7 protein-coding genes and 2 pseudogenes are annotated in these 8,341 nt (G+C 55.8%); 6 read left to right on the top strand and 3 right to left on the bottom strand.

Going from position 1 to position 8,341, the window contains the following annotated elements; all coding sequences use genetic code 11:
• Positions 1 to 126: 126 nt before the first annotated feature.
• A pseudogene (locus tag ACLFKU_RS41790) lies at positions 127 to 316 on the bottom strand (IS3 family transposase); the annotation flags it as partial.
• A gap of 463 nt (positions 317 to 779) precedes the next feature.
• Here ACLFKU_RS41790 and ACLFKU_RS41785 point away from each other — a divergent pair.
• Together ACLFKU_RS41785 and ACLFKU_RS41780 are read left to right on the top strand one after the other, a co-directional pair.
• Positions 780 to 1,301: a hypothetical protein gene (locus ACLFKU_RS41785; RefSeq protein ID WP_410853132.1), complete on the top strand. Its 522-nt coding sequence runs from the start codon at positions 780 to 782 to the stop codon at positions 1,299 to 1,301.
• A 130-nt stretch (positions 1,302 to 1,431) separates the two neighbouring features.
• Positions 1,432 to 2,952, top strand: a complete 1,521-nt coding sequence (locus ACLFKU_RS41780; protein ID WP_410853131.1) for a hypothetical protein — start codon at positions 1,432 to 1,434, stop codon at positions 2,950 to 2,952.
• A 31-nt stretch (positions 2,953 to 2,983) separates the two neighbouring features.
• On the opposite strand, the gene ACLFKU_RS41775 is transcribed toward ACLFKU_RS41780, so the two are convergent.
• The gene (locus ACLFKU_RS41775) at positions 2,984 to 3,796 is read right to left on the bottom strand and encodes an IS5 family transposase (protein WP_410853130.1); all 813 of its coding nucleotides are present in this window, start codon (positions 3,794 to 3,796) and stop codon (positions 2,984 to 2,986) included.
• 470 nt (positions 3,797 to 4,266) lie between these two features.
• On the bottom strand, positions 4,267 to 4,647 hold the full coding sequence (locus tag ACLFKU_RS41770) for a hypothetical protein (protein ID WP_410853129.1): 381 nt from the start codon (positions 4,645 to 4,647) through the stop codon (positions 4,267 to 4,269).
• A 464-nt stretch (positions 4,648 to 5,111) separates the two neighbouring features.
• Between ACLFKU_RS41770 and ACLFKU_RS41765 the strand changes: the two genes are divergently transcribed.
• The 4 genes and pseudogenes from ACLFKU_RS41765 to ACLFKU_RS41750 form a co-directional block, all read left to right on the top strand.
• Entirely contained in the window at positions 5,112 to 5,429 is a 318-nt protein-coding gene (locus ACLFKU_RS41765; protein ID WP_410853133.1) for a hypothetical protein, read from the top strand.
• Positions 5,327 to 5,878 (top strand): GH25 family lysozyme, encoded by a 552-nt coding sequence (locus ACLFKU_RS41760; RefSeq protein WP_410853128.1) that lies wholly within the window; start codon positions 5,327 to 5,329, stop codon positions 5,876 to 5,878. The genes ACLFKU_RS41765 and ACLFKU_RS41760 overlap by 103 nt, the downstream gene beginning before the upstream one ends.
• Positions 5,879 to 7,413: 1,535 nt before the next feature.
• Positions 7,414 to 7,890 carry a hypothetical protein gene (locus ACLFKU_RS41755; protein WP_227717801.1) on the top strand — a complete coding sequence of 159 codons (477 nt, stop codon included), beginning with the start codon at positions 7,414 to 7,416 and terminating at the stop codon, positions 7,888 to 7,890.
• Between the two features lie 325 nt (positions 7,891 to 8,215).
• A pseudogene (locus ACLFKU_RS41750) lies at positions 8,216 to 8,341 on the top strand (IS5/IS1182 family transposase); the annotation flags it as partial.

Below are 8,341 nucleotides of genomic sequence, written 5' to 3'. Positions count from 1 at the left end.
GCTCCTTATGCCGAAAGCCAACTGGCTCCTATATGCCGGAAACGAAGTGGCTCCTTTATGCCGAAAACGTCCCGGCTCCTTTATGCCGGAAGCCCGGTGGCCCCTATATGGCGGAAGATGACACGTGCGGCAGCCGCACAACTGATTGGCGTTGACGCCGTGCCGATGAACCACGGACGACACCGAAGCTCCCAGTTCCAGCGTTTCCCGCACATGGCGATTTTTTTCCTGCGCCGCGCGCTGATTGCGGCACTCCGCGCTCGGTCAAAATTTCAATGCTTTCCACGTAATGACTAGGTTTTACTGATGGGCACAATACAATCCCTCTTTAAAGAGTCCTTGCGTCCTCATCCACGTAGGCGCCGCTCCAATTTCCTAAGGAGTCGATCCCCAACAAATCCGGGCGAAAAGAAAAACAGATCTCACTCTAGTCGATTAACCGAACAAGGCTTGACACGTTGCGCCATGTGCGACACTCATTGAACTAAAACCGTCCACTGAGGAACACAGACCCCCGTTTGGCATTTATGCCACGTTACATCTGCGGCGGACGAGTTTCCCGCGAAATTGCGTGTGGAGAGAGGGGACCGATCTATCGACCCGCGCAATCCGCGTCGGACGGCTCCCCAAATAGACGTCAATCACGCCCTGAATGTCCTCCCCCGCACATCCTAACAGCATTAAGAAGTGGGACTTTGTGCGACCAGGGAAGGCAATTCCCCTATTTTGGTGAAGTTCCGTTGGGTAACCTGCACTCGTTGGACAAGAGGAGAAATCCAGTGTGGCAAATCAATCATCACCCGATCAATGATGCAGACCCCGCCGCGATACCAGAGGAGGAAGGTTTCATTCACTCCATCGGAGGCGCGAGCCTGTTCGCAGAGAAATCTCGCGAACCGTGTATCCGATTTTGCGAGCGCAATCGCGACCGCGTGTTAAGTTGTCTGCCCAACTCGTTGGCTGACGTGGTGCGTCCAACCAGCTTTGGCATGATGCTTGATCTGGTGAAAGCCCATGGTGGGTGTCGACTTTACCTACCAACACGCCACGAAAAGTTCTTTCACCGAACCGGCCTGTACGTGCCAGAACCAATATACATCCGGTGGCGCGATACTGCCGACGTGAACGGCCAGATCGATATCCCCAACGTTTGGGGGCTGCTCCAGGCACTTAGGCGTGCCGCTATCCGAACGGCGCTCGCGCGCGGCTGGTCTCCAGACGCGTTGCACTCAACATTTGGCATATCCCGTCGTCAAATCAAGGCTTATCTTCTCGACAAATACGAGACGGCACCGTCCTAGTTTCTCTCAGGCGGGCGATGTATTTCGCCGATGTGGCACCCGTAGGCCCACTGCGATGAGCAGTGGATTTTCTTTACCGTCGCACTAACGAACAGACCCCTAATACCCGTAGACACAGGAGTATCCCATCATGCCTTCGGCGATTCCCTACGATCCCGCGCTTGCGCTCGGAAATCTCGTCAGTATAGAGCGCCTGCATTTGCTCGAGCAGGTTGTGGCTGCTTGTGCGCCTGCCGATGCCGCAGAAGACACTCTCAATTCCCTAATTTCCGCCAAGCGCTCGCTTGACATGACGTCTCAGGAACTGGCGGGGATGGGTATCGACACCTCTCATGTCGATGCCGAGTCCGTAGCGGTAGGCAAGGATCTCGCCGCCGCAGCGCAGGAGTTTGCAAAAGCGAAAGTTGCTGCGATCAAGTCAGTCCAGCCGCTCAAGAAAAAAATGTCCAGTATCAGCGACTCGGCGGAGAGTCCGGTCGACTTCGATCGCTCGCAGATCAAGCAGATACCACTGTCAGCTGACAGTCTCAAGATGAACGTTCAGTTCTTTTCCAATGATGCAAGCGACTTCCGATCAGGGACACATTCGTCCATAATTGGCTCATTCGTCAGCGGTCAGGTCGGTATTTTCGGAGATGAGTTCGCGACACATACCTCCAGCGCTGCCACGAGCCAGGTTATCAGTCAACTCCAGAACCACGACATCGCCGGTACGCTCGTCATCAGCGTGACATGTTCGCATAAGAATGCCGCACTCCTAGCACCGTTCATTCTAGATGTGGACAAAGGCATCCGTGCGTTCAATTCCTCTTTCCCTGATGCGATGATTAAGACTGACTCGATCGCCTCAATGCAAAAGATTGCAGCCCAGTCCGACACCAAGGACGAAAAGGCGCTAACCATTCTATCCGGCGCGACGATGGGTTCGTGCTTTATTGGCATGGTCCACGTGCTAAACACAACTGAAACGCGAAACCGCCAAGCCATGGAGAGCGTTACTGCGTCGCTTCAAACGCAATTCAAAATCGCGAGCTGGTTTGAAAACGCCTCGGGTGGCTTCGGCGTAAACAGTTCGTTCAGCAAGGACGCGAAATCGCTGCTCTCCGCGCAGAATGTTACTTCCCACTGCACGCTCGTCACTGTCGGTTCTATTCCTTCGATCAAGTCGAACGAAGTGCAGATGGGGGTCAAGCAATTCGCCGATGCGGATGGCGCCAAGTCGATGACAGCGCTGCTCAAGCTGCAAGGAGCTACGGCGACGGACCAGGAATCGGTCTCATCGGCAGCCGCTCGCGCCCGTACCGGCCAGGAATTGCTGGCCATGAAGTCGAGCCAGGTCGAAAGCGCACTGTCCGCGCTCTCGGACATCGATGATGGCAAGAACAAGATCATCGATACGAATTCAATGATGAATGCTCTTGACGACTACATCCAGAAATGTCTTGCGGGCAATATGGGCGCTCCGATCACTTACTACCTCAAAAGGATCACTGCCTCGCAACTTGCGCAAGCATGGATGGCGAAGTACTTCCCGGCAAAGTTCATCAGCTTGCCGGCTGATGATTCCGGCACAGGTCGCGACGGTGGTGCCAGGGAGGCGTCGGGGGGTAACAGTGGCGGCAAGGGAAGCGGCGATGGCGGCGACACCTAATCGCGCAAGGTATTGCATCAACTAGAGCGTGTTAGGAACTTTGAAGTACTGGCACGGCGTGGACAAGCATGAGCATTGCGGAGACGACAAAATGAAGCCCGGCGAGAGTTTCGGGGAGCCGTTCATAGTCACGTGCGAGACGCCGGAAACGGTTGAGCCAGCCAAAGCTGCGCTCGACCACCCACCGCCGGGGGAGCAGAACGAAACCCTTTTTCGTTTCTTCGAGTTTGATCACCTGAAGGTCAATACCCTCGTCGAATGCAGCCTGCGCTGGCTCTTTGCCCGTGTATCCCTGATCGGCAAATGCCACCTTGACCGTTCGTCCTGTTACCTGCTGGACCCGCCGCGCAAGCTCAGCTACCTGTGCGCGCTCCTGTTCATTGGCTGGGGTTACGTGCACCGCCAGCAACTGTCCCAACGTGTCTACTGCCATATGTACCTTGCTACCGCGCTTGCGCTTATAACCGTCATAACCCGCACGCGGGCCGCTCTCGCAGGTCGACTGTATCGTGCGGCCATCGAGGATGACCGCGCTGGGCTGTCCCCGACGGCCCTGTGCCACGCGTATCACCGAGCGCAGGTCGCTCACCATGCTCTCAAAGCAGCCCGCCTGCAACCACCGTTGAGTCTGCTGATACACCAGCTCCCACGGCGGGAAATCATTGGGCAGCATGCTCCACGGCGCGCCGGCACGAGCCATCCAGCGCAATGCATCAAACATGTCGCGCAGTTCGTATTTGCGCTGGGGCGCGTCGACGTCCATCAGCGTCAGATACGGCGCCGCGAAACTCCATTCCTCATTCGACACATCAGTCGGATACCCTTTGCGGTCTGTTCTTTTCATCCCGCCAGGATAACAGGTCTCAATCGAAATTCCTAACACGCTCTAGCCACTGTAAGGTCGTGAAGGGATCGAGGACCGCGCAATCGCCGGCTGCAACCTCGGGAACATTTTCGTATCGGGATAGGCCGCGTCCTGCCTGCCCCGATATCGATCGTACTAGGGCTCTAGCTATGGATATGCATCGCATCGCCCGCGTCATCCAGTCGCTCACCGAAGTCGAGCGCGACTGGTTGAATGCCGTGCTGGACACAAGCGCGCGTGGCCCAGCGTCTCTCCATGATATCTGGGCTGAAGCATGGTTCAGCGCATCCTCCGCGCGGGGACTGATCATCCATCCCCCCTTCGCCGCTGCCTTCTTTTACGTGCCAGCGCGCGCGTGGTCCGAACACGCGCGTGAGATCGAGCGGACGTTGAAAGTGGCGATGTTGTTTGACCTGCTCCTCACAGCAGGTCTCATGCAGGTACACCATTCACGCGAGACGTCGCGGAGCGTCATCCGCTGCATTGGGGCCATCTTCAGCGAGCCGCGTATGGAAGTCGTGCGCGGTAAGCCACGCATCGTGATTAATCAAGCCGGAGACTACACAGAGGACCCAACTACGATAGTTAACTGCGCCGGAGAGGTTCTGTACCGCAGCGCGCGACTCGGGCAGGACGCTTTTGATCTTCTTGAAGAGGCGACTCACGGGATGTTGCAAATTCAACCCGTCGAGCGGGCTGCATTGCTCGCTGCTATCGGGGTACCGGACCGCCCGAACGAAATGGTGAGTTTTCCCGAAGGAGGCCATGCACTGAATCAAACTGACGTTGGCGAGGTCACCGACGACCGAGACGATGACGAACGTACGCAAGCGCGCCGCAGTATACCGAGCGTGGATGCTCTACATACAGAAGAGCATCCGAGCCGGCGAGAACCACAGGCAGTTGCTGGCTCTCGAATTGAGAACAGCGGTCAGAAACAGTCGCAGACCGCGCGGATGCGCGCCCCGAGCACTCCGACAAGATGGCCCCGATATTGGTTAGTCATATTGTCCATACTCGCTCTTCTTTGCGTCCTAGCGGCTGAATTCACGGTTGCAAATCGCAACTGCAATCACGCGGCGCATAAGAGTGAGGGCGAAGCGCCGAAAACGAGCGAACCCACATTACAAGCGCCAGCGCCTGCTGTCGAGAGCTACGGCAAATTGAAATCGACGGTCGCCGTCAACAACAGCGCGGCAAGCCCGCTGACCGAGAGTGCTCTATCCAGAGACCTCTGGCGCGCAGGACCATTTAATGCCATGTTGCAAACACCGGGCCCAGCGAGGCACCACGGATGGCGGAGACGATCGGTGCATTCATTCCTGAGGGCAATGAGAAGGAGGCTGCCATTGTCGATTTGCCCCAGCGTCCACTGGGGCTCGATGTCTCAAAGTGGTCGGGCAGAGGCAAGTCAGGAGCGGAGGCGGTGTTCGCAGTCGCTCCTCGTATCGATTTCGCATTTGCACGTGTCGCCTACGGCAAGTGGCCCGATCCGGAGTTCCTCGAGAATTGGAAAATCATGAAGAAGCAGGGCGTCTACCGAGGCGCATATCTTTTTTCCGTCCAGACCAAGACCCTATCGAACAAGTTGATGTCGCGGTCGGCACTATAGGGGCACCGGCGATGCGCGACCTCTGCCTTACGATAGATATCGAACGCGCGGGTTTTCCGCTGCACGCCTCCGTTCCGGACATTGCGACGGCCGATCGCATTTTTGCGGTGGCACTCCAGCGGGTACAAGAAACCATGAAATGCATTCCCATCATCTACACCGACTGGGAGACTGGCCACGAGTATCTTAGCGCCCCCGAATTCGGCCGGTTTCCCTTATGGATTGCCGACTGGACCAACGCAAGCTCGCCGAAGTTGCCCCCGGCATGGTCGGATTTCACATTCTGGCAGCGATCAGATCACTTCCACAACAGTCCCGTGCCGGCTGACTTCGATATTTTTAACGGCTCCATCGCGGAATTGCAGCGACTGGTCCGCTTGCCCATCCCGCAGCCGGCATCTAGCTTACTTCCATACGGTGTGAGGAAGCCCGGGCGCCCGAGATACTGAGTCCAACGCAAGCTGCCACTGACAGTTGCATGCCGTCGGGTCGAAGTGCCGAGCAAATCCGAGCAACATCTAGGAGGCTGTTGGAAATGCCTCCTCCCAGCCTCGTCATAACGGCGGAGTCAACGTTGGAACAATAGTCTGACAAGCTTGGACATAAATACGTCAGGTAGACGGCTATATCGATCGATGTTCACAATGTTCCGGCTAGATGACGTCTTTCCAACCAATCACGCATGTGACAAATCGGACTGCGACTGAACGAAGCGCTCGAATCGATCAGAGCGTCTTGCATTCGATTCGCAGCAAACGCACTCTGATCGAGACAATCTACCACAACGTTTTGCCACATCGGTCGCATTGCTAGCCGCATCTGCCGGCACCCGAAGGGCTGTCGCAGACAGGGACGGCCGTCAGGTTTGTGGAGGCTCATCGAGATTGCCGACGCCAATCAAATCGATCTTGTGTGTAGTCGCCTTCGAGACTTCCAACACCTCGCAACCTGCCTGACCAACCTCGTATTCCCACTCCTCTATGATCCCAGCCAGTTCGCGGCATGCAGATTTCAGGCTTGAAAAGTCATTCCGCCATTTGCGAGCCAGCGTTTAAGACTGGATGTACTGCACCAATTCATGTCGGAATAGACCCAGATCGCCCGACCTACTGCCTCAGGATCGGGCGATTCCCAAAGCCGATCGGCATCCTCAAGGATCAGAATGGTTCGGTGCACGTCACAGCGTTGAAATTATAGTTCTCGAAGGTCAAATTGACGTGGACGTCAAGATGAGGAGCCTTCGTCAGTTTGACATTTCGCAAATAAATGGTCCCCGAGATGGGACGAAAATTATTGCCTTTTAGCCAAGTTTGATCCATTGAGAACTCGCCGACATAAACAAATATAAGCTCGATTGGGGGGACCATAAAAACCGTTGTCGTTGTCGCTCAAGCCGGAAGAATTTGGCCGAATCACCATCTGTCGCAAATCGTCTTCAGTCGATGTGCTTCGATGAGGCCGGATCACGCGTTTAGGCAGAAACGCGCATTTGGCAGGCGCCGTCGGCACCGTGCGCGAGATGTCAATCTCAGCTGCACCCGAAACGAGGGATTTTGTGATGTTGCTGACGAGCACGTGTCTAACCGCGTCCGCCGACAGGCCACCACCAGATCGTCAGGCCCGGCCCGTTGCGCCGATCTGCGAAAATATGAACTCCTAGGCGACCGCACGAGAGAACGTCCAAGCCTACCCCGATTCCGGCGACATTGTCAAGGAAGGGAAAGAGGATGGCTCGCGATTATCGAGCGACTCTATTTCCGGTTAGAGGTAAGCACCGTACGAGTCCTGATCCATTCCGCGGTTCGCACTGGTATCAAAACGGCCCGTCTCTCTCACACATGAATGTTGCTGCGAGCTAACGCTGCAGGGCGCGCGGACTTCACGAGGCAATACAATGACGCAGGGGCAAGTCCGACAATCACTCTTGATCACCGGCGATTCATCCCAACATCCGTCTCGAACTGAATCTGTGGATTTTCCAAACATGCCCAACAACAAAAATCACCAGTCATTGCTGACACCATCGGCTGCAGCGCATTGCAAAGCACTCTTACTCCCTATGCCACGAAAACAGGCGTCTGATCTGGTGCTGCGAGCACGCATCGCACTTGAGCGTCTACGCAATGGCGAGCGGGACCGTCCTCTGATCAACGTAGCCTTGCAGGTCACAATTATCACGAGCTTTATCACTCGGGCAGGACATGGGAAGCTTGACATCGAATTCCTTGAAAACGTTAAGCGTGGCCTCGAAGATATCATCGTCGAGGCTGACAACAGCGGAAGGTGGAGCGTTCCCCGAGAGTTAATCGATGACCTCACTGCGGTGATCAACGAGTACGATCGCCAGATCTGCGTCACCCGCATGGAGATCATAGTGCGCGCGAGTAACTACCTGGACAAGCTTTGCTCGGACAGTGATCTACGCCCACTCCGCGGGGGTGACCGTCAGGCCGTACGGTAATCAATCGCACGTCTACCGCAAATGATGAGTCGCGGAATTAGTCGAATATCCACGCGGATGACACTGGCGATAGCCAGACTTCACCGCTGGCGATGAGCGGGAGCGCACAAATATCTAGAAATCGTCAACCGTTAATAAGGTTCTTACAGACATGGCGCGTTAGGCTGCTTTCAGCAAAATACACACCCAAGCTACCTTGAAGTCACTGTTTCAAGAACCTCGCTCGGTCGATAAATCATGGAAACGTGCATCGGTTGTCAAGGAAGCTCTGCAGAAGTCGTTTTCGTAGCGGCGATTTTCCACACGCATCGCAGTCTGAACGGCGAACCGCGACCGATTGATGGTCCATGATGTCATTGTCAGTCTGTTCAACGAGACGGTCGAGACAGCACGCATGCGTGGCCACCTGTCGGGGGAGCATTTCAGCGTCGACGGCACGCTCATTCAGGCC

It is taken from the genome of Paraburkholderia sp. EG304, assembly GCF_046543485.1.
Lineage (GTDB): Bacteria > Pseudomonadota > Gammaproteobacteria > Burkholderiales > Burkholderiaceae > Paraburkholderia > Paraburkholderia youngii.
Note: the sequence above shows the minus strand (reverse complement) of the source record. Positions and strands in the feature narration are given on the sequence as shown.

What these genes read in the sequence shown, in the direction of transcription:
- ACLFKU_RS41780 (WP_410853131.1), top strand. Translation starts at nt 1,432, where the DNA reads ATGCCTTCGGCGATTCCCTACGATCCCGCGCTTGCGCTCGGAAATCTC.
- ACLFKU_RS41775 (WP_410853130.1), bottom strand. Translation starts at nt 3,796, where the DNA reads ATGAAAAGAACAGACCGCAAAGGGTATCCGACTGATGTGTCGAATGAG.
- ACLFKU_RS41765 (WP_410853133.1), top strand. Translation starts at nt 5,112, where the DNA reads ATGGCGGAGACGATCGGTGCATTCATTCCTGAGGGCAATGAGAAGGAG.
- ACLFKU_RS41755 (WP_227717801.1), top strand. Translation starts at nt 7,414, where the DNA reads ATGCCCAACAACAAAAATCACCAGTCATTGCTGACACCATCGGCTGCA.